The organism is Arthrobacter sp. ov118, assembly GCF_900116495.1.
Taxonomy (GTDB): domain Bacteria; phylum Actinomycetota; class Actinomycetes; order Actinomycetales; family Micrococcaceae; genus Arthrobacter.
The window spans coordinates 685,610-703,496 of record NZ_FPAY01000001.1 but is presented as its reverse complement, the minus strand read 5'-3'; the positions used below and the strand labels follow the sequence as shown (position 1 = coordinate 703,496).

14 protein-coding genes and 1 tRNA gene are annotated in these 17,887 nt (G+C 67.8%); 7 read left to right on the top strand and 8 right to left on the bottom strand.

What is annotated here, in order from left to right; translation table 11 throughout:
- Nucleotides 1–607 precede the first annotated feature (607 nt).
- Both purD and BM372_RS03215 read left to right on the top strand, forming a co-directional pair.
- Nucleotides 608–1,918: a phosphoribosylamine--glycine ligase gene (gene purD / locus BM372_RS03220; RefSeq protein WP_090951695.1), complete on the top strand. Its 1,311-nt coding sequence runs from the start codon at nucleotides 608–610 to the stop codon at nucleotides 1,916–1,918.
- The gene (locus tag BM372_RS03215) at nucleotides 1,915–2,910 is read left to right on the top strand and encodes a phosphoribosylaminoimidazolesuccinocarboxamide synthase (RefSeq protein WP_090951692.1); all 996 of its coding nucleotides are present in this window, start codon (nucleotides 1,915–1,917) and stop codon (nucleotides 2,908–2,910) included. Before purD ends, BM372_RS03215 begins: the two co-directional genes overlap by 4 nt.
- 65 nt (nucleotides 2,911–2,975) lie before the next feature.
- Here BM372_RS03215 and BM372_RS03210 read toward each other — a convergent pair whose 3' ends face one another.
- Nucleotides 2,976–4,241, bottom strand: a complete 1,266-nt coding sequence (locus BM372_RS03210) for a helix-turn-helix domain-containing protein (protein WP_090951689.1) — start codon at nucleotides 4,239–4,241, stop codon at nucleotides 2,976–2,978.
- A 130-nt stretch (nucleotides 4,242–4,371) separates the two neighbouring features.
- Here BM372_RS03210 and BM372_RS03205 point away from each other — a divergent pair, with 130 nt between their 5' ends.
- The gene (locus BM372_RS03205) at nucleotides 4,372–4,590 is read left to right on the top strand and encodes a hypothetical protein (RefSeq protein WP_090951686.1); all 219 of its coding nucleotides are present in this window, start codon (nucleotides 4,372–4,374) and stop codon (nucleotides 4,588–4,590) included.
- Nucleotides 4,591–4,753: 163 nt separating this feature from the next.
- Here the strand turns inward: BM372_RS03205 and BM372_RS03200 are convergent.
- The 5 genes from BM372_RS03200 to BM372_RS03180 form a co-directional block, all read right to left on the bottom strand.
- A tRNA-Pro gene (locus BM372_RS03200) sits at nucleotides 4,754–4,830 on the bottom strand.
- A 230-nt stretch (nucleotides 4,831–5,060) separates the two neighbouring features.
- Nucleotides 5,061–6,911, bottom strand: a complete 1,851-nt coding sequence (locus tag BM372_RS03195; RefSeq protein ID WP_090951683.1) for an ABC transporter ATP-binding protein — start codon at nucleotides 6,909–6,911, stop codon at nucleotides 5,061–5,063.
- A complete protein-coding gene (locus BM372_RS03190; RefSeq protein ID WP_090951681.1) occupies nucleotides 6,908–8,725 on the bottom strand; it encodes an ABC transporter ATP-binding protein in 1,818 nt (605 codons plus the stop codon). Before BM372_RS03190 ends, BM372_RS03195 begins: the two co-directional genes overlap by 4 nt.
- Before the next feature lie 336 nt (nucleotides 8,726–9,061).
- On the bottom strand, nucleotides 9,062–10,009 hold the full coding sequence (locus BM372_RS03185) for a metallophosphoesterase (RefSeq protein WP_090951678.1): 948 nt from the start codon (nucleotides 10,007–10,009) through the stop codon (nucleotides 9,062–9,064).
- A 3-nt stretch (nucleotides 10,010–10,012) separates the two neighbouring features.
- Nucleotides 10,013–12,304, bottom strand: a complete 2,292-nt coding sequence (locus BM372_RS03180; protein ID WP_090951675.1) for a transglycosylase domain-containing protein — start codon at nucleotides 12,302–12,304, stop codon at nucleotides 10,013–10,015.
- 37 nt (nucleotides 12,305–12,341) lie between these two features.
- Here BM372_RS03180 and BM372_RS03175 point away from each other — a divergent pair, with 37 nt between their 5' ends.
- Genes BM372_RS03175 through BM372_RS03165 form a run of 3 tightly spaced genes read left to right on the top strand, consistent with a single transcriptional unit; the run spans nucleotide 12,342 to nucleotide 14,042 of the window.
- A complete protein-coding gene (locus tag BM372_RS03175) occupies nucleotides 12,342–12,497 on the top strand; it encodes a Sp36 family protein (protein ID WP_009359196.1) in 156 nt (51 codons plus the stop codon).
- A 2-nt stretch (nucleotides 12,498–12,499) separates the two neighbouring features.
- Nucleotides 12,500–13,114, top strand: a complete 615-nt coding sequence (locus BM372_RS03170) for a RidA family protein (protein WP_090951672.1) — start codon at nucleotides 12,500–12,502, stop codon at nucleotides 13,112–13,114.
- 16 nt (nucleotides 13,115–13,130) lie between these two features.
- Nucleotides 13,131–14,042 carry an NUDIX hydrolase gene (locus BM372_RS03165; RefSeq protein ID WP_090951670.1) on the top strand — a complete coding sequence of 304 codons (912 nt, stop codon included), beginning with the start codon at nucleotides 13,131–13,133 and terminating at the stop codon, nucleotides 14,040–14,042.
- Between the two features lie 606 nt (nucleotides 14,043–14,648).
- Here the strand turns inward: BM372_RS03165 and BM372_RS03160 are convergent.
- Entirely contained in the window at nucleotides 14,649–15,326 is a 678-nt protein-coding gene (locus BM372_RS03160) for a Crp/Fnr family transcriptional regulator (RefSeq protein ID WP_011693220.1), read from the bottom strand.
- A 222-nt stretch (nucleotides 15,327–15,548) separates the two neighbouring features.
- Between BM372_RS03160 and BM372_RS03155 the strand changes: the two genes are divergently transcribed.
- Nucleotides 15,549–16,733, top strand: a complete 1,185-nt coding sequence (locus BM372_RS03155; protein WP_090951667.1) for a MarP family serine protease — start codon at nucleotides 15,549–15,551, stop codon at nucleotides 16,731–16,733.
- 19 nt (nucleotides 16,734–16,752) lie between these two features.
- On the opposite strand, the gene BM372_RS03150 is transcribed toward BM372_RS03155, so the two are convergent.
- Entirely contained in the window at nucleotides 16,753–17,886 is a 1,134-nt protein-coding gene (locus BM372_RS03150) for a DUF2332 domain-containing protein (RefSeq protein ID WP_090951664.1), read from the bottom strand.
- Nucleotide 17,887 lies beyond the last annotated feature (1 nt).

Sequence of the window (17,887 nt, the reverse complement as noted above, 5' to 3'; positions counted from 1 at the left end):
ACATGTCCAATCCCCGCCGTCGGGAGCGGGCAAGTCCCTGGGGTGCAAGGGACATGTCCAGCCCTGGCATTCGCGAGTGGACATATGGGCATCATGTCCAGTGGCCGAGGCCGGGATAGGGCATGTCCGGGGCGATTCATGGGCGTGCAGCGGCCTGACGGCTGGCATGCCGGGCAGATGCTGGACAGCCCCGTGGCCTGAGGGCCGTCTCGTAGCTGGCTGGCAGCTGGGCCCTGGCCCGAATGGACATGTCCTGCGGCAGCCGGCCGGCGGATGGACGCTCCATGCAGGCTGGAGGCCTGGACATGCTCCGGGGTCCAAGGGACATGTCCAGCCCTGGCATTTGGGAGTGGACATATGAGCATCATGCCCAGTGGCCGAAGCTGGGGCTCGTCATGTGCGGGAGAACGGCCGCTCTTGGCGTGGCACGAGGAGCCATTCGATGGTCTGCGGGCGGACATGTCCAGCCCTGGCATTCGGGAGTGGACATATGGGCATCATGCCCAGTGGCCGAGGTCTGCGGGTGGACATGTCCCGCCAACTGGGCATGTCAGGCGGCCGACACAGCTTAGGAGCCTGCGGGGTGCACAACGTACCCTTGGAGACTGTGAAGGTACTTGTCATCGGCCCCGGCGGCCGCGAACACGCCATTGTCCGGTCCTTGCTTGCAGACCCCAACGTTTCCGAGGTCCACGCGGCCCCTGGCAACGCCGGCATCAGCAAGCTCGTCCCCACGCACGCAATCGACGCGAACGATACCGACGCCGTCGCCGCGCTCGCCGCCAAGCTCAGTGTGGACCTGGTGGTGGTCGGGCCCGAGGCGCCGCTGGCTGCAGGTGTCTCCGACGCCGTCCGTGCCGCGGGCATCCCGGTCTTCGGGCCAAGCAAGGACGCAGCCCAGCTGGAAGCGTCCAAGGCCTTCGCCAAGGAAGTCATGGCCGAGGCCGGCGTGCCCACCGCGATGGCACGCGTGGCCGCCAACGCCGAGGAAGCCGCCGACGCCCTGGACGTTTTCGGCGCCCCCTACGTCGTCAAGGACGATGGCCTCGCCGCCGGCAAGGGCGTCGTGGTGACCAACGACCGCGACGAGGCCCTGGCCCACGCGCAGAGCTGCTTCGACGCCGGCGGCACGGTGGTGATTGAGGAGTTCCTGGACGGACCCGAGGTCTCCGTGTTCGTCGTCTGCGACGGCCGCAACACCGTGGCGCTGTCCCCGGCGCAGGATTTCAAGCGCATTTTCGACAACGACGAAGGCCCCAACACCGGCGGCATGGGTGCCTACACGCCCCTGGACTGGGCCCCCGAGGGTCTCGTGCAGGAAGTGCTCGACCGCGTCGCCCAGCCCACCGTGAACCAGATGGCGCACCGCGGCACGCCGTTCGTCGGCGTCCTCTTCGTCGGCCTGGCCCTGACGTCCCGCGGCACGCGGGTCATTGAATTCAACGTCCGGTTCGGCGACCCCGAAACCCAGGCCGTCCTCGCCCGGCTCCAGACGCCTCTCGGCGGGCTGCTCATGGCCGCCGCGAAGGGCGAACTGGATAAGGTGCAGCCGCTGCGCTGGTCCAAGGACAGCGCCGTGGCCGTCGTGGTGGCGGCGGAAAACTACCCCGGCGCCCCGCGGACGGGCGACCGGATCCGCGGCCTGAAGAAGGTGGACGCGCTGGACGGCGTCCACGTCATCCACGCCGGCACGAAGCTCGACGGCGACGGCCACGTGGTCTCGGCCGGCGGTCGGGTCCTGGCAGTTGTGGCGCTGGGCACCGACCTCGTGGAGGCTCGGGAGCGGGCGTACGACGGTGTGGAACTGGTGCAGCTCGACGGCAGCCAGTTCCGCACGGACATCGGCCGCAAGGCGGCCCGCGGACAGATCAAGGTGGCGGCGCCGGGCGCGCCGGCCGGGTCGAAAGCGAAGGCATGACCGTGACGGATTCCGCAGCCCCGACGCCCAGTACCCCGGCGCCTGGCACCGCCACCCCCGCCAGCAACCCCAAGGGCGGACTCGACACCGCCACGCTGGACCTGCCGGGCTGGCAGCACGTCTACTCCGGCAAGGTCCGCGACCTTTACGTCCCCGCGGACGCTGTCATCCCGGAACGCTTCGGCCAGGACTGCGTCCTGGTGGTGGCCAGTGACCGCATCAGCGCCTACGACCACGTGCTGGCCAGCGAGATCCCGGACAAGGGCCGCATTCTGACACAGCTGAGCCTGTGGTGGTTCGAACAGCTCGGCGTCGCGCACCACGTCCTCGCGTCCACGGTCGACGGCGGTGTTCCCGCCGCCGTCGAAGGCCGGGCGATGATCTGCAAAAAACTGGACATGTTCCCGGTTGAATGCATCGCCCGCGGCTACCTCACCGGCTCCGGGCTGCTGGAATACCGGGAGTCCGGCACCGTGTGCAGCATCCCGCTGCCCGCCGGCCTGGTCGACGGGTCGCGGCTGGCGGAAGCGATCTTCACGCCGTCGGCGAAGGCAGAAGTGGGCGAGCATGACGAGAACATCACCTACGACGCCGTCGTTGGCCTGGTGGGCGAGGACACCGCGGCCAGGCTGCGCGCGCTGACCCTGGATATCTACACCAAGGCGGAGGCAATCGCGCGCGACCGCGGCATCATCCTGGCCGACACCAAGGTGGAGTTCGGCGTCGACGCGGCGACCGGCGTGATCACCCTGGGCGACGAGGTGCTGACCCCGGATTCCTCACGCTTCTGGGATGCGGCCACGTACCGTCCCGGGCAGGCGCAGCCGTCCTACGACAAGCAGTATGTGCGCGACTGGCTGACCTCGGCCGCGTCCGGCTGGGACAGGGCCGCCGACACGCCGCCGCCGGCGCTCCCGGCCGACGTCGTGGCGCGCACGCGCAGCCGCTACGTGGAGGCCTACGAAAAGCTCACCGGCCGGGCGTTCGCGTAGCTGGTCACGCGCCATCCCGCCGGGCCCTTACTCGGGTCCGGCGGCAGGGCTGCGCTGCGGCCAGGCTAGGCTTCAGCGGAAGAGGCCTCGGCCCGCCGCTGGGCCAGACGGATCTCCAGCACGGCGTCCAGGGCCTGCTGGACCCGGTCCGAGGCTCCCGCCGCGCTGAACTCCTTCTGGGCTTCCTCGAGGTAGACCAGCGCCTCGGCGGACTCACCGGCGGCTTTGAGGGCCTTCCCGAGCAGCAGTGAGACTTCTCCCGCCGTGTGGCGGGCCAGCGACTCGCGCTCTGCATGGATTTCGCGCAGCTTCTGGACGGCGGCCACGATGTCGCCGGTGAGATAAAGCCAGCGGGCCCGGATGAAAGCCACTTCCAGCTGGTCCGTCTTGTTGCCACCCACGATCGACAGGGCCAGTTCGGCGCGTTCGATCGAGGACAGGGTTTCGGGCTCGACAATTCCCGAGGACAGGCGAACCGCGGCGGAGGCCTTGTTGAACCGGGCCCAAAGGTCGATGTCGTTCGCCGGGGACAGCAGACGGCCTGCCCGCTCGTGGTACTTGATTCCCTCGGCGTAGTCGTGGCGCATGAAGGCCACGTTGCCGATCACCCAGGCCACCTCGCCGGCGAGCTGGGACATTGAATGGTCGTCCATCTGTTCGTTCATCGCCTGGCAGTACTCCCAGGCCTCATCCAGCCGGCCGCTCTCGGCCAGGGCGCCGATGAGCGCCCGGTAGGCGCCGATCATCATCGTGGAGCCCTTGGGCAGCGAGGCACACAGGCGCACGGCTTCCTGGGCATGCTCGACGGCGGCAGTCAGCTGGCCCTGCCCCTGCGAGGCCGCGGCGAGCATCTGCTCGGCGCGGACGCCCAGTCCGGCCGATTCCGCGGCCATGGGGTGCTCCAGGAGATTCTGCACGACGTCCTTGCACTCCTGCCAGAGGCCCTGCTTGATCAGGCATTCGGCCTGCATGTAGGTCATGTTCCACCATGCGCTGGTGTTCTTGGCCTCCAGGGCGATCTTGGCGGCGGCGGCGGCGTGCGTGGCAGCCACGGGGTAGTCCCGCAGGTCCCAGGCCTGCCGGGCATACAGTCCGGCGAGCACATATTCGGCGTCGCTGACGGACACCGGCTGGCTCCAGGCCTCGAGCGCTTTGGGGGCCAGTTCGAGCCGGTGGGCGAGCTCTTCGATGACATCGGCAGTCGGCTCGCGGCGTCCAGTTTCCAGTAGAGAAATGTAGCTGGGGGAGTAGAGGTCGCGGCCCAGCTCCGCTTGCGTCAGGCCCCGTTCGAGCCGTTCCGCACGGAGCTTCTCCCCAAATCCGTTCCCCACGGATACCTCCTAATTCCGGACATTCTTTATACTAAATGCTTGACAGTCTCTGTAGAAACCATTTTACAATGTGTGTCAACAAGGGTAGTGCTGACTTGGTTAAGGACCCCAACGCAAATTGAGGAACTCTATGTTGAAGAAGATTGCAGCAGGCGCCGCCTTGGCGGGTGCCCTGGCATTCACCGCCGCGGCCCCGGCCGTACTGTCCGCCGCCTCACTGACCGATGTCTCGAACGTTGCCGCCGTCGGTAACTGGCCCGATCCGATGCGGGCGCCCCAGGCGGTGGGCAACTGGCCCGACCCCATGATGCAGTCCACGAACGTCGGCAACTGGCCCGATCCCATGTAACAGCCCCGATGCAACAGCCGGCCCTGCGCCTGCCTTCACTGCCCCGGGAGGTCTCCTCCCGGGGCAGTTTTGCGCCCGCGAAGCTCGCAGTCCCCGGGGCGCGTTAACAGGCCTACGCAAGCAAAAAAAGAGGACCCCCCGCGTGGAAGGCCCTCTTTTTATGTGGTCGGGATGACAGGATTTGAACCTGCGACCTCGTCGTCCCGAACGACGCGCGCTACCAAGCTGCGCCACATCCCGATCCGCTGCTTCAAAAGCAACTTCACAAGAGTATCCGATCCGGGCCGCGATGTGAAATCGGTGCCCGGAGTCGGCCGGGGCGGCGGCGGGCATTGGCGGCGGCGGTGCCGGTCCAACGGCGGTGGTCCTACGATGGCACGGGTCCCGGTCTCACGGTGGCACGGGTTCCGTTCCTGCGGGGGCGCCGGGCGCCGTCGTGCGGGTTCCCGGGAGCGGGCCGGCCCAGCAGATCAGACCAGCGAGTCTTTCCAAGCGCCATGGAGCCGGGCGAAGGCGCCGCCGTCGCCGATCAGCTGCTGCGGGGTGCCGTCTTCGACGACGCGCCCGTCATGCACCACCAGGACCCGGTCGGCCGTTTCCACGGTCGAGAGCCGGTGAGCGATGATGAGCGCGGTCCGCCCCGCGCCGGAGGTTCCGTCAGCGCTGGCCCCCCGGCTGCCCCGCAAAAGCCCCGCAAGGCCCTGCTGGACCATGCGCTCTGACGGGATGTCCAGTGAAGACGTTGCCTCGTCCAGGATCAGGACGGCCGGGCGGGCCAGGAACGCCCGGGCGAAGCTAATCAGCTGGCGCTGTCCTGCGGACACCCGGCCGCCGCGCTTGTTGACGTCCGTGTCGTAGCCGTCCGGAAGTTCGCTGATGAAAGCGTGCGCCCCGACGGCCCGGGCAGCGTCCTCAATCTCCGCGCGGGAGGCTTCGGGGCGGCCGAGGGCAATGTTGTCCGCCACGGACCCGCTGAACAGGAACGCCTCCTGGGTGACCATCACCACGTTCCGGCGCAGATCGTCGGTGCCCAGCAGGCGCAGGTCCACGCCGTCGAGCGTCACAGACCCGGCCGAGACGTCGTAGAAGCGGGCGATCAGCTTCGCGAGGGTCGATTTGCCGGCCCCCGTCTGCCCGACGAGCGCGACGGTCTGGCCGGCCGGGATGTGCAGGTCCAGCCGCGGGATGATGACGGGGCCGTCCCCGTAACGGAACTCGACGCCGTCGAAGTCGATGCTGCCCCTGGCGTCCTGCAAGGGCACGGGCGCCTTGGGCGGGCGGACGGTGGGGATCTCCTCGAGCAGACCCGAGACCTTCTCCAGGGCGGCCTGGGCGCTTTGGAACGAGTTGTAGAACATGGCCATCTGGTCCACCGGCTGGAAGAAGCGCTTGGTGGACAGGATCAGGGCCAGGAGCACACCGACGGCAAGCTCGCCGCCAAGGACGCGGAAGCCGCCCGTGAGCAGTACGACGGCGACGCACACGTTGCCGACCAGGACAAGCCCGGGCTGGAAGATGCCGTTGAGGTTGATGGAGCGGACGGTGGCGCGCCGGTAGTCCTCGGAGACTTCGGCGAAGCGCTCGGCATTCTGGCGTTCCTTGCGGAAGGTCTTCACGGCCCGGATCCCGGTCATGGTCTCCACGAAGTGCACGATCAGCCGGGCCGAGACCACCCGGGATTCGCGGAAGGCGATCTGTGAGTGCTTCTGGTACCAGCGGGCCAGGAAGTACATCGGCACACCGGCGGCCAAAACCAGCAGGCCGCTGCGCCAGTCCAGGGCGAATATGGTGATGGCCGTAAACGCCATGAACAGCATGCCCGAGGCCAGCGAGCTGACGCCTGAATCCAGGAGTTCGCGCAGGGCATCCAGGTCCGAGGTCTGACGGGCGATGATGCGGCCGGAGGTGTATTTTTCGTGGAATTCCAGGCTCAGCCGCTGCGTGTGCCGGAAGACCCGGACGCGCAGGTCCAGCAGCATCGCCTGGCTGAGCCGGGCCGTCGACGCAACGTACAGGGCGGTCAGTCCGGCTGCGGCGGCGGCCGCGGCAAGGTAGGCGATCCCGGCAAAGACCAGCGGCAGGCTGTCGCCGCCTTGTAGGGCCGGAAGGGCGCGGTCGATCCCGAACGCTATCAGGGCAGGCCCGGCCGCACGGGCTGCCTGGGACAGGACGACGGCGCCGATGGTGAGCCAGAAACGAGCCCGCACGGGACGGATCAGGGAACCCAGGAGGGCCAGGGAGCGGCGCCGGACGGCTTTGCTCTCGTTCCTGCTGAGGTGCGCGTTGTCCTCGTTCGCGGTGCCGAAGGTTGCGCTGCTCATCGGGAGATCTCCTCGGAGTGGTCCTCGAGGGCGGACAGTTCTGAATCCAGGTCCCGCGGTTCCGGGTCCAGGCTGGCGATCACGTAGCGGTAGTGGCTGTTCTTGGCGAGCAGCTCCGCGTGGGTGCCGACGGCGGTGATCCGGCCCTCCTCGAGCAGGGCCACGCGGTCGGCAAGGGCGACGGTGGAGGGGCGGTGGGCCACGATCAGTGTGGTGGTGTCCGCGAGGACGTGGCGGAGCCTGCCTTCGACGAGCTCCTCGGTGTTCACGTCCAGGGCCGAGAGCGGGTCGTCCAGGACCAGCACGGCCGGTTTCGCGGCGATGGCACGGGCCAGCGCGATGCGCTGGCGCTGGCCGCCGGAGAGGCTGAGGCCCTCCTCGCCGATCAGCGTGTCAACCCCGTCCGGCAGGGAATAGGCGAAGTGGGCCTGGGCGACGTCGAGCGCCTCCTCCAGGGCCGCGTCGCGGTCTTTGTCCTGCCCGGCCGTGCCGAGCAGGACGTTGTCCCGGACGGAGCTGGAGAACAAGGTGGTGTCTTCGAACGCCACCGCGACCAGGGTGCGCAGGTCCTCGACGTCGAACTCGCGCACGTCCACGCCGTCGATCAGAATGGAACCGCCGGTGACGTCGTAGAGGCGCGGGACGAGCTGGAGCAGGGCGCTCTTGCCGCTGCCGGTGATGCCGATCAGGGCCATGGTTTCGCCCGGCCGGATGTCCAGGGTGATGTCTTTGAGGATCGGTTTGTCCGGGGCGTCCTCGAATGCGAATGTGGCATTGCGGAAGCTCAGGGCACCCTTGAGTTCGGCGGGCCGGCGCGGCCGGTCCGGGCCGGTGATCGTGTTTTCCGCGTCCATCACTTCGAAGTGCCGGTCCACCGCCGACTTCGCCGTGAGGGCCATGGCCAGCAGCATGCCGCAGAACTCGACCGGCGCGGCCACCACCGCGGCGGTGGCGAAGAAAGCCACGAGGGACCCGATGGAGAGCTGGCCGGAGGAGACCAGCAGGATGCCGACGACGAGTCCGGCGCCGAGGGCGAGCTCGGGCAGGAGCGTGACCACCAGGCTGAAGGTGGCCAGGTGCTTGGCCTTGGCAATCTCCGTCTGCCGCAGTTCCTCGGCCTGTTCATTGAAGTTCTCCAGCGCCTCGCGGCTGCGGCCGAAGGCCTTGAGGACGCGGATGCCATGGACGGACTCCTCGACCGTGGTGGCGAGGTCGCCGGCCTGGTCCTGGCTGCGGCGGGCCACCTTGCTGAACCGGGTGCGGAAGCGGAACCCGTAGACCATGATCGGCACGGCGGCGGCCAGGAAAATCAGCGCCAGCTGCCAGCTCATCGAGAACATCACCGCCACGCCGATCACCACCGTGAGGGTGGTGACCACCAGCATGATGGCGCCGAAGGCCATCCAGCGGCGCAGGAAGTTCAGGTCAGTCATGGCCCGGGAGAGCAGCTGCCCGGAGCCCCAGCGGTCATGGAAGGACACCGTGAGGTCCTGCAGGTGCCCGTAAAGGGAGACGCGCATCCGGGTCTCCACAGTGGTGGCGGGGTTGATGACGAACTGTCGGCGGAGGGCCACGAGCCCGGCCTCGGCTATGCCCAGGCCCAACACCACGAGCGAGGCGCCCCAGACGGCGTCCGGGCTGCCGCCCGGGGCCAGGGATTCGTTGACTAGCACGCGCAGCACCTGGGGGATGGCCAGGGCCATCACGCTTGCCAGCAGCGCGCAGAGCAGGCCCATGACCAGCCGGGGCAGGATCGGCCTGACGTGCGGATAGAGACGGCTGATGGAGGAGAAGAATGAGCTCTGCTTGGCCATGCCTGCTTCTTAAGACGCCGTGCATCGATAGCACCGTTGAGGGTAGTTTCCTGTAGCAACTACCCTAGGCCATGAGGTGACCGGATTCACCAGCTCTATGACGTCCCATGATCTGCCGAAGGACATGTCCATCCGTTGCTCTCTACCCGCGGGACGTGTCCGGTGTTTGCTGGGTGCGGTGGACATGGTGCCTGTATGTCCATCGGTCACGGCCAAGGGAGGGCATGTCCCGCGGGGCAGGAGCGCCGCCGGAGGACATGTCCGGTCCTTGCGTGTCCTTGCTCAACCGCGGCGGGACATGTCCATCCCTCGGGCCGGCGAGAGGCCCCGGCAGGTCTAGGCGGGGGCGGTCAGCGTGAGCAGCACCGCTTCGGGCCGGCAGGCGATGCGGACCGGGGCGAAGCGGGAGGTGCCGATGCCGCCGGAGACGTTCACCGCCGTCGTGCGCCCGTTGCTTTCCCACATGTTCAGGCCCCGGGCCCGCCAGCTGGGAAGGTCGCAGTTGGTGACAAGTGCCCCGTATCCCGGAATGCAGATCTGCCCGCCGTGGGTGTGGCCGGCCAGGACGAGGTGCGCCCCGTCCTCGGTGAAGTGGTCGAGGACGCGCTGGTAGGGCGCGTGCGCCACCCCGATGCGCAGGTGGGGATCGGCGTCGCGGCCCCTGGTGCCGCGCGGCCAGCCGGCGTAGCGTTCGAGGCGCAGGTGGGGATCGTCGACGCCGGAGAAGTCGAAGCGCATGCCCTTGAGCGCCAGTGACTGGCAGCGGTTGGTCAGGTCCACCCAGCCGGACATGCCGAACTCGGACCGCAGCCGCGGCCAATCAAGTACTTGCGCATCCTCGCGCAGGCCGGAGGGCCCGCGCAAATACGAGGCGGGGTTCTTCAGGCGCGGGCCGAAGTAGTCGTTGGATCCGGGAACGAACACGCCCGGGAATTCGAACAGGGGCCGCAGGGCCGCCACGAGCGGTGCCACGCCGTTGGCATGGCTGAGGTTGTCGCCCGTGTTCACCACGAGGTCCGGCCTCAGATCAGCCAGGGACGACAGCCACTCTGCCTTCCGCCGCTGGCCCGGCACGAAGTGGATGTCGGAGAGATGAAGCACCCGGAACGGGCCGTACCCGGCCGGCAGGACGGGAAGGGTCTCTTCCCTGAGCACGAACTGGTTCTTCTCCCACAGCCCGTAGGCGGTGGCGGCCGCTCCTGCCGCCGATCCGACCGCGGCGGTCACGGCAAAGCCGCGTCCGATGCTTCGGACGCGGCTTGCCAGGTCATGCCTCCAGGTCATCGGTTACTTCTTGCTGGACTTGGACGGCGATGGAGCCGGTGACGGTTCGGAGCTCGGTTCCGTGTTCCGGTCGGATGCGGGCGAGGTGCTCCGGGTCGTCGGGGTGTACGCGCGCGGCGGCGCAACCGGCGCGGGTGCGTTCAGCATGCTCGACGGAGGCTCCGGAAACGTATCGGTGCCGTAGGCCGGCGCCACCTGGGCCATGTAGTTCGAGAACTGCGGACCGGCGATCATGTAGCCGTCAATGCCCTTGTAGAAGTTGCCGTTGATCGTGACATTCTGCCCGGCCCGCTGCTGGTCGCCCAGGGGATCACCAAACCACGTGGCCGTCGCCAGGCCACTGGTGTAGCCGGCCACCCAGGTGGAGCTGTTGTTGTCGTTAGTTCCGGTTTTGGCCGCGATGGGGAAGGCGGTCCGGGTCGAAATCCGGGGCCTGATCAACGAGCCCGAGCCGCGGTTGAGCACCTCCTGCATGGCGTACGCGACGCCGTGTGCGACCTCGGGCGTGACCGCATCCCGGCAGTTCGTTGTCTGGGCCGGAAGCTTGGCGCCGGTCGTGTCCGTCACTGAAGCAATGGCGATCGGTTCGCAGTATTTGCCGTTGTTGGCGAAGGTGGCGAACGCGCTGGCCATGGTCAGCGGCGCCGTCTGGGTGGCTCCAATGAGGTTGGACAGCCGTGTCATGACCACCTGGGGGTTCGGGTTGTCCTTGCCCGGCAGGCCGCCGTGGATGCCGACGGCGTCCACGATCTTCTGGATCCCGCAGAGGTCCACCCGCGCCGCGGTGGCGAACGTGATGGTGTTGATGGAGTTCGCCAGGCCGTCAAGGACCGACATGTACTTGTAGTGCTCCTCGTCGGCGTTCTGCAGGTCGTGGCTGCCGGCCACGGTGCTGTCGTACGAGTCGGTCGTCGGTTCCGGGCAGGTGTTCTTCCACGGGAAGCCCGGGGAGTAGCGGCGCACGGCGCCGTTGAGCAGCGTGCTCATGGAGTTGCCCTCATTGAGCCACTCCGCAAAGGTGAAAGGCTTCATCGTGGAGCCGGGCTGGAAGCCGCCCAGGCCGTTGAGGTCATTGCCCTTGGCGTCTTGGACGTCCACATTGAAGTTCTGGGTCTGGTCGAACTTGCCGTCCGCGGGGAACCAGACGGTGTTTTGGGCCATAGAGATAATTTTGCCGGTGCCCGGCTGCACGGACACCAGCGCGGCGCCCCACTTGTCCGGGTTCGCACCGGCTGACGCGTCAACCTGGGCCTGGGCCACGGCCTGGGCCTTCGGATCCAGGGTGGTCTTGATGGTCAGGCCGCCGCGGAAAATCTTGCGCTCGCGCTCGGCGGCGTCGGCGCCGTAGGCCGGGTTGTTCAGCAGCAGGTGCAGCACGTAGTCGCAGAAGTACGGCGCCGTCTGCGAGTACGGGCAGCCCTGCCGGGGCTGGGTGACCTTGGTTTTCACCGGCGTCGCGACGGCGGCGTCGTAGTCGGCCTGCTTGATCTTGCCCTGGGTCAGCATCGCCTTGAGGACGAGGTCGCGGCGGACCTTGGCGTTCTCCGGGTTGGTGATGGGGTCATAGTAGGACGGGCTGTTCACGACGCCGGCCAGCAGCGCCGCCTGCGGCAGGGTCAGGTCCTTGGCCGTGGTGCTGAAGAAGAACTTGGACGCGGCTTCGATGCCGTAGGCGTCCCGGTTGAAGAAGACGATGTTCAGGTAGCCCTCGAGGATCTGCTCCTTACTGAACTTCTTCTCCAGCGCGATGGCCAGCTTCATCTCACGGAGCTTGTCCCCGACGCCCTTGTTGACGCCGTTGAGCAGGACCTCGTCGCCCTTGCCTTCAGCCTCCAGCGAGGAGTTGATGACGTTGTTGACGTACTGCTGCGTAATCGTCGATGCGCCCTGCTTGTTGCCGCGGGCGGTGCTGACGAGGGCGCGCAGGATGCCGGTGGTGTCCACGCCGCCGTGCTCGTAGAACCGGCTGTCCTCGATGGCGATGACCGCGTCCTTGATGTACGGGGACATCTGGTCCAGCGAGACGCGGGTGCGGTTTTCCGCGTAAAGGTTGGCGATGACGCTGCCGTCCGACGCCAGAATGGTGGTCGACTGGCTCGGCGGGTCGACCTTCAGCTCCGCGGGCAGGGTGTCAAAAAACTGGATGGAACCGCTTGCCGTGCTGCCCGATACGGCCGCCGCAGGGACCAGAAGTCCCGCCACCAGGACGCCACAAATGGCGCTCACGCCCAGGAAAAGAAGGATCTTTCCGAGGGTGGTGGCCGTGTCGAATAAAGGGTTCTTACCAGTCGCCATGTTTTCCACTTTACCGGCAACGATTAGGCTTTAGGTCATGACCAAATGGGAGTACGCCACGATTCCGCTCATCATCCATGCCACAAAGCAGATCCTGGACCAGTGGGGCGAGGACGGATGGGAGCTTGTCCAGGTTGTTCCGGGCCCCGACGGAAACGGCCTGGTTGCCTACCTGAAGCGGGAGAAGCAGTAGCCATGAGCACACCCTCAGAAGCAGTACCGTCCGCGCCGGCGAGCCCGGAAAACGGCTCCGTCGACACCGCCGGCACGACCACCGGCAAGACCACCGGCGCAGCGAACAACACCGGCGGCGCGGGCGCGTCGTCCGCCGTCGAACAGCGCCTCGCGGAGCTGGGCCTGACGCTCCCGGAGGTCGCTGCCCCCGTGGCGGCCTACGTGCCGGCAGTCATTTCCGGCAACCACGTCTACACCTCCGGGCAGCTGCCCTTCATCAGCGGCAAGCTCGAGGCCACCGGCAAGGTGTCCACGGGTGCGGAAGGCGCCTCAGACGAGTCCACGGTGTCCCCGGAAGCCGCGAAGGCGTACGCCGCCGTCTGCGCCGTGAACGCCCTGGCCGCCGTCAAGAGCGTGATCGGGGACCTCGACCGCATCACGCGCATCGTCAAGGTGGTCGGGTTCGTTTCCTCCGATCCCTCTTTCACCGGCCAGCCTGGCGTCATCAACGGCGCCTCGGAGCTGCTGGGCCAGGTCCTCGGCGACGCCGGCCAGCACGCACGCTCCGCCGTCGGAGTATCCGTCCTGCCGCTCGACTCTCCCGTTGAAGTCGAACTGATCGCCGAATTCGCCTAGAAGGCCGGTCACTTCGTTGCCTCAGTTAGCACGCCGCCTGTTCGTTCTGCCCCCCGATCTCGAAGGAGCAGCACGCAGCTGGCTTGAACACGGTGAACGCACGCCCCGCGCGCCGCGCTTCGCCTCCTCGGTAATTCTCCTGCGGGACTCGCCCACGGGCCTGGAGACCTGGCTCGGGTACCGGACGGGGGCCTCCCCGCTGGGTGTCCTCGCTTTTCCCGGCGGATCGCTGGAAGCCTCCGACGACGACGCCGTCGGCTGGCTGGGCCCTTCGCCGCAGTACTGGGCCGAACAAATGGGGACGGACGACGTCGGGCTGGCGCGCCGGCACGTTGTCGGCGCCATCCGCGAGCTGTTTGAGGAGACCGGCATCCTGCTGGCGGGCCCGGACCTGTCCACGACGGTGGAGTCGACCTCCAGTTCCGAGTGGATGCGCGCCCGCGAAGCAGTGGCCGACCAGGAAAAGTCCCTCACCGAGGTGCTGGCCAAGCGCGGGCTTTCCGTGCGCACCGACCTGCTCAAACCGCTGGTCAACTGGCTCAGCCCCGATTTTGCCCACCGCCGGTTCAACACCCGCTATTTCGCCGCCACCCTGCCCATGAACCAGCAGCCCTCGCTGCTGGCCAGTAAGGGCGTGTGGGGCCGCTGGGTGTGCGTCCGCAAGGTGGTGAGCGAGCGGGACAGCACCGTGCTGGGTGACGAGGTGGGCCAGGAGAACACCGTGGGCCGGACCCTGGGCGAGCTCCTGGTGCCCGGCTCGGAGATCATGCTCGAGAAGATGGCCAAGGCCAACGGCTGCATCGCCTACCTCAGCTACAAGCGCAAGGCCCACGTGTACCAGCCCAAGCTCGTCGAGGAAAACGGCCGGCTCATGCTCGAAGTCGAGGCCGCCAAGACGGTCGCGGGCGACCCGCAGCGGGAGCGCTAGGCCCTCCCCTCCCTCCGGGGACATGTCCTCTGCTGGCTCTGGCCGGTGGACATATTGGCTTTATGCCCATTGCACGCCGCCGGGAGGGGACATGTCCGGCCGTGTTGGAGCCGCAAATGGACATGTCCGGTGCTGGGCCGGACCACATGGGCATGTCCCGCCGTAGCCCGAAGAAAGAGCATGTCATCCTTTGCCGCTTCCCGGTCCGGGACATGTCCTGTGCTGGCCCTGACCGGTGGACATGATGCCGTTATGTCCGGTCGGCACTGCCGGGAATGGACATGTCCTGGCCGTGTTGGACCTGAGAATGGACAGGTTCGGTGCTGCGCCGGGAGGGGACATGTCCTGGCCGTGTTGGAGCCGGGAAAGGACAGGTCCGGTGCTGGGCCGGACTGCGGGGCATGTCCCGCCGCAGCCCGAAGAAAGAGCATGTCATCCTTTGCCGCTTCCCGGTCGGGGACATGTCCTCCGTTGGCTCCTGAACTTTGGACATGATGCCGTTATGTCCAGTCCACGCCGCCGGGACTGGACATGTCCCTTGGCGTGGCAAACGGCAGAAGGCCGGTCCCGTGTCCGGGGCCGGCCTTCTGATGTTGCTGGAGTTTTCTAGCGGGAGCGCTGGCGCAGGCGCTGCATGTCCAGGATGACGACGGCGCGGGCTTCCAGGCGCAGCCAGCCGCGCTGCACGAATTCTGCGAGGGCCTTGTTGACCGTTTCGCGGGAAGCGCCAACCAGCTGGGCGAGCTCCTCCTGGGTGAGTTCGTGTGCGACCAGTACGCCGTCGGTCGCGGGGCGGCCGAAGCGGTCGGCCAGATCCAGCAGGGCCTTGGCCACACGGCCCGGCACGTCGGAGAAGACGAGGTCGGAGAGGGAGTCGTTGGTGCGGCGCAGGCGGCGTGCCAGGGCCTGCAGCAGCTGCGCTGAAACCTCGGGACGGGTGCGCAGGAGCGCGTTGAGGCTCTCGTTCTTCAGGCCTGCCAGACGCGTCTCGGAAACGGCGGTCGCCGTGGCCGTCCGCGGGCTCGGGTCGAAGAGGGCCATTTCACCGAACAGTTCGCCCGGGCCGAGGATGGCCAGCAGCGATTCGCGCCCGTCCGGCGAGGTGCGGCCGAGCTTCACTTTGCCGGAGACGATGAAATAGAGCTGGTCGCCCTGGTCGCCTTCCCGGAATACCGAGGCACCGCGTGAAAGGTCCACCTCGGTGAGCTCGTCCGTCAGCAGACGGAACGCCTCGTCGTCGAGCGTGGCGAAAAGGGGTGCGCGGCGCAATACCTCGATATCCATGAAATCTCCTGACTAGCTGTGTCGGCTGGGGCGCTTCAGCCATTCTTTCAGAATTTTGGCGCTTCTGTGACGTAGTTGGCACTGAAACGCCCGAAGGGCTTGAAAGCGCACGGCCCGGGAAGTCCCCGCCGGTCCCGGCAGGCCGTGCAGACTTGCGGCCGGTCGGCAAACGTTCAGCTTACACCGCTAGAATCGTTGCTGAACTGTCTGTTAGGAGCCCCGGTGTTTGGCCTGACCATTTTGGACTTGGTGTTGGTTGTGGCCCTCTTGTCCTACCTGATCCATGGACTTCGCAGCGGCTTCCTGGTGACGCTCGGAGGCATCGCGGGATTCGCGGCAGGCGCCGTCGCCGCCTTCGTGTCCGTTCCCATCGTCAGCGGGCTCGTGGAAGACAGCGGCTGGCGTCTGACGGCGATCATTGCCGTCGCCGTCGTGCTGATGATCGTGGGGAACGGGCTGGGCACCATGATCGGGCGGCGCATCCGCAGCGTGATGCCGTTCAGCCCCCTGCGGGCGGCCGACCGCCTCGTGGGCGGAGGCGTGAACGTGGTGGTGTCGGCACTCGTGATGTCGATGCTGGCCTTCAGCATCGGTGCGCTGGGTGTGCCGTTTGTGTCCCAGCAGATCGCCGAGTCCAGAGTCATCCGGTTCATCGACGGCGTGACCCCCACACCCGTCAAGGCATCGATGGCCCAGTTGCGGTCCGCCGTTATCGGCGACGGCATACCCACCCTGTTCGACGGCTTCGGCCAGGGCCAGCCCGTCGCCGTGCCGGACACCAGTACGGACACCCCGGCGCTGAACAAAGCGTCCGCGTCGGTACTCAAGATTGCCGGAACCGCCTACCAGTGCGGGCAGAACCAGACCGGAACGGGTTTTGTGGTTGCCCCCGGGCGCGTCGTGACCAACGCCCATGTGGTCGCCGGAGTCGACGAGCCGGTGGTGGAGTCGCCGGGCGGGCGGGCCCTGCCCGGAAGTGTCGTGTACTTTGATCCCCGGCACGACCTCGCCGTCGTGGCGGTGGATGGCCTGCGCTCGGACCCCTTGCCGCTCGCCGCCAACCTCCCTTCCGGCAGCGCCGCGGCCTTCGCCGGCTATCCGCATGGCGGCCCGTTCCAGTCCAAGCCGGCCACCGTCCAGGACATCACCACGGTGCTGGTGCCTGACATCTACGGCAACAACGCGGCACCCGAAGACGTGTACCGGTTGGCCGGCGACGTGCAGCCTGGCAACTCCGGAGGCCCGCTCCTGACCATGGACGGACAGGTGGCAGGCGTTGTCTTCGCCAAAGCCACCGCCGAATCCTCGCTCGGCTTCGCCATTACCATGGCCGATCTGGGCCCGGTCGCCACCCAGGCCCCGGGCCTGGGGAGCGCGGTCTCGTCAGGACAATGCGTCAAGAAATAGCCGGGCACCCGCAGGCAGGCTAGAGCCACTCCAGGCTCTGGCCGTGCGGGCCGGTGATGGCCGCCGGCTCACCGTCGTGCAGCAGCAGGAACCGGCCGCGGAGCCGTGCGTCGTCCATTTCCGGGACCACAGTCGACCCGTCGGCCTGGGCGAGCACCGTGTGGCCTTCGTTCGAGAGCCAGTGGCAGCCCCGCTCCGCCGCGAGGTCCGCCATGGTGCGGCGGAACCGGGAGCGGCCGCCGGCATCGAGGTAAGCCATCACGGCGCTATGGAAGACCACCAGGGCGGCGTCGGCCGGTGCCTGATCGGCGAGGGCAATGAGCTGTTCGTTGAGGTCGCCGGTCACCAGCAGCGGCGGCCGTTCCCGCGCGATCGCGATCGCCTGGCGCAGCCGCTCCCGACGGAACTCCTGCTCGGGCCACACGAGGGCTTCCAGCCAGGCAACGTCGTCCGGGTTGCGCACGTCCAGGGGGTTCAGGTCGATCCCGGCCCGCCACACCACCCGGGGAAGCTCCGCCGGCAGCGGCACCGGGCCCGACGTGACGCAGCGCAGTACCGGGAACGTGCCGGGCGGGGCGCCGTGGGGATCCAGCCGCGTCGTCCGGGCGCCCGGGGCGTCCGCGGCGGCGCCCCCACGGGCGTCCCACCCGCCGCCAGCGCCCCCGCCGCGCCCTTTGTCGGCGTTCCCCGCATCGGGCAGGGCGGCGACGAACTCGTACCCGTAGCAGTCGGGGTACAGCGCCAGTCCGGCGGAGGCGCCGACCTCGATGAGGGCCAGCGGCCTGCCCTCGGCGGCCGCGATCTGGGCGAGGGACGGCAACAGTGTGGCGCAGCGGCCGGCCTCGTTGGTCTGGGTGGCCCGCGAAAGCACGATTTCCGAGACCTTGGCCCAGTGGTCATCCAGAAAGCGTCGGAAGTCACGGAACGGGCTGATCTGCGCGCCGAGGAACCGGGCCGCGGCGAGGATCAGCAGCGGCTGGCGTTTGTTGTGCGGCCACAGATCGATCCGCCGGATCAGTTCGGCGTCACCGGCGATGCCCACGGCCCACTCGGCGTAGCACGGGGAGGAAGCCGGCGCATCGACTGTGCCAAAGTGCCGGTACCACTGCGCGGTGGCGGATTCCCCGGACGCCGCGGGTCCAGCGGGGGACATG

What these genes read in the sequence shown, in the direction of transcription:
- BM372_RS03215 (WP_090951692.1), top strand. Translation starts at nt 1,915, where the DNA reads ATGACCGTGACGGATTCCGCAGCCCCGACGCCCAGTACCCCGGCGCCT.
- BM372_RS03205 (WP_090951686.1), top strand. Translation starts at nt 4,372, where the DNA reads ATGTTGAAGAAGATTGCAGCAGGCGCCGCCTTGGCGGGTGCCCTGGCA.
- BM372_RS03195 (WP_090951683.1), bottom strand. Translation starts at nt 6,911, where the DNA reads ATGAGCAGCGCAACCTTCGGCACCGCGAACGAGGACAACGCGCACCTC.
- BM372_RS03190 (WP_090951681.1), bottom strand. Translation starts at nt 8,725, where the DNA reads ATGGCCAAGCAGAGCTCATTCTTCTCCTCCATCAGCCGTCTCTATCCG.
- BM372_RS03185 (WP_090951678.1), bottom strand. Translation starts at nt 10,009, where the DNA reads ATGACCTGGAGGCATGACCTGGCAAGCCGCGTCCGAAGCATCGGACGC.
- BM372_RS03180 (WP_090951675.1), bottom strand. Translation starts at nt 12,304, where the DNA reads ATGGCGACTGGTAAGAACCCTTTATTCGACACGGCCACCACCCTCGGA.
- BM372_RS03175 (WP_009359196.1), top strand. Translation starts at nt 12,342, where the DNA reads ATGACCAAATGGGAGTACGCCACGATTCCGCTCATCATCCATGCCACA.
- BM372_RS03170 (WP_090951672.1), top strand. Translation starts at nt 12,500, where the DNA reads ATGAGCACACCCTCAGAAGCAGTACCGTCCGCGCCGGCGAGCCCGGAA.
- BM372_RS03160 (WP_011693220.1), bottom strand. Translation starts at nt 15,326, where the DNA reads ATGGATATCGAGGTATTGCGCCGCGCACCCCTTTTCGCCACGCTCGAC.
- BM372_RS03150 (WP_090951664.1), bottom strand. Translation starts at nt 17,886, where the DNA reads ATGTCCCCCGCTGGACCCGCGGCGTCCGGGGAATCCGCCACCGCGCAG.